This window comes from Streptomyces sp. NPDC024632 (genome assembly GCF_055559175.1).
In genome coordinates this window covers 1-1,578 of record NZ_JBVHLD010000009.1, presented here as the reverse complement: position 1 = coordinate 1,578, position 1,578 = coordinate 1, and the positions used below count along the sequence as shown (strand labels likewise).

Below are 1,578 nucleotides of genomic sequence, written 5' to 3'. Positions count from 1 at the left end.
CGTTTCTCTAAGCTCCTTCCCCCCCCCCCCCCCCCCCCCCTCCCCCCCCCCCCCCCCCCCCTCCCCCCCCCCCCCCCCCCCCCCCCCGGGGCGGGGTTGCTCGCGCAGTTCCCCGCGCCCCTAGCGGGGCGAGCCATGTGGCCGAAAACTAAGCTGAGGGCATGAGCTCTCAGCGTCCGGCGTTTGGCCGTAAGCACACCGAAGATCTGGCCGCCTTCGTGCAGGCGAGTCCGACGCCGTACCACGCGGTGGCGACCGTGGCGGAGCGGCTGGAGGGGGCCGGGTTCCGGCGGGTGGCGGAGACGGCGAAGTGGGGGGCCGAGCCGGGCGGGCGGTATGTGCTGCGCGGGGGCGCGGTGGTGGCGTGGTTCGTGCCGGACGGCGCACGGCCGGAGACACCGTTCAGGATCGTCGGCGCGCACACGGACTCGCCGAATCTGCGGGTGAAGCCGCGCCCGGACATGGGGTCGCAGGGCTGGCGCCAGGTGGCGGTGGAGATCTACGGCGGCCCGCTGCTGAACAGCTGGCTGGACCGGGACCTGGGCCTGGCGGGCCGGCTGACGCTGCGCGACGGCAGTACGCGGCTGGTCGCGACCGACCGCCCGCTGCTGCGGGTGCCGCAGCTCGCGATCCACCTGGACCGGGGCGTGAACGACGGGCTGACGCTGGACAAGCAGCGCCACCTCCAGCCGGTGTGGGGGCTGGGCGACGCGCAGGACGGCGACCTGATCGGCTACCTCGCCGAGCGGGCGGACCTCGACCCGGAGGACGTCGTCGGCTGGGACCTGATGACGCACGACACACAGCCGCCCGCCTTCCTCGGGCGCGACGAGGAGCTGTTCGCCTGCCCCCGGCTGGACAATCTGCTGTCGGTGCACGCGGGCGCCGCCGCGCTGGCCGCCGCGGCGGGCGGCCAGGACCCCACGTACATCCCGGTGCTCGCCGCCTTCGACCACGAGGAGAACGGCAGCCAGTCCGACACCGGCGCCCAGGGCCCGCTGCTCGGCAACGTCCTCAGCCGCTCGGTGCACGCGCGCGGCGGCGGCTTCGAGGAGCGGCAGCGCGCGCTGGCCGCGAGCGTCTGCGTCTCGTCGGACTCCGGCCACGCCGTGCACCCCAACTACGCCGAGCGGCACGACCCGACGCACCACCCGCGCGCCAACGGCGGCCCGATCCTGAAGACCAACGTCAACCAGCGGTACGCCACCGACGGCACCGGCCGCGGCGTCTTCGCGGCGGCCTGCGACACGGCGGGCGTCCCCTACCAGCACTTCGTGTCGAACAACTCGATGCCCTGCGGGACGACGATCGGCCCGATCACCTCCGCCCGGCACGGCATCACCACGGTCGACGTCGGGGTGCCGATCCTCTCGATGCACTCGGCCCGCGAGATGTCCGGCGCCGACGACCCGCATCTGCTGGCCAGCGCCCTGACAGCCTTCCTGGCGGCCTGACTCCGGGGCCTGCTTCCCGGGGCCTTCCGGGGCCTGGGGGGGGGGGGGGGGGGGGGGGGGGGGGGGGGGGGGGGGGGGGGGGGGGGGGGGGGGGGGGGGGGGGGGGGGGGGGGGGGGGGGGGGG

At 76.1% G+C, this 1,578-nt stretch carries 1 protein-coding gene; it reads left to right on the top strand.

All coding sequences use genetic code 11. The features are described 5' to 3' along the window. The first annotated feature begins 161 nt into the window (after window positions 1-161). On the top strand, window positions 162-1,454 hold the full coding sequence (locus tag ACZ37P_RS19715) for a M18 family aminopeptidase (protein WP_467347709.1): 1,293 nt from the start codon (window positions 162-164) through the stop codon (window positions 1,452-1,454). Window positions 1,455-1,578: the final 124 nt, after the last annotated feature.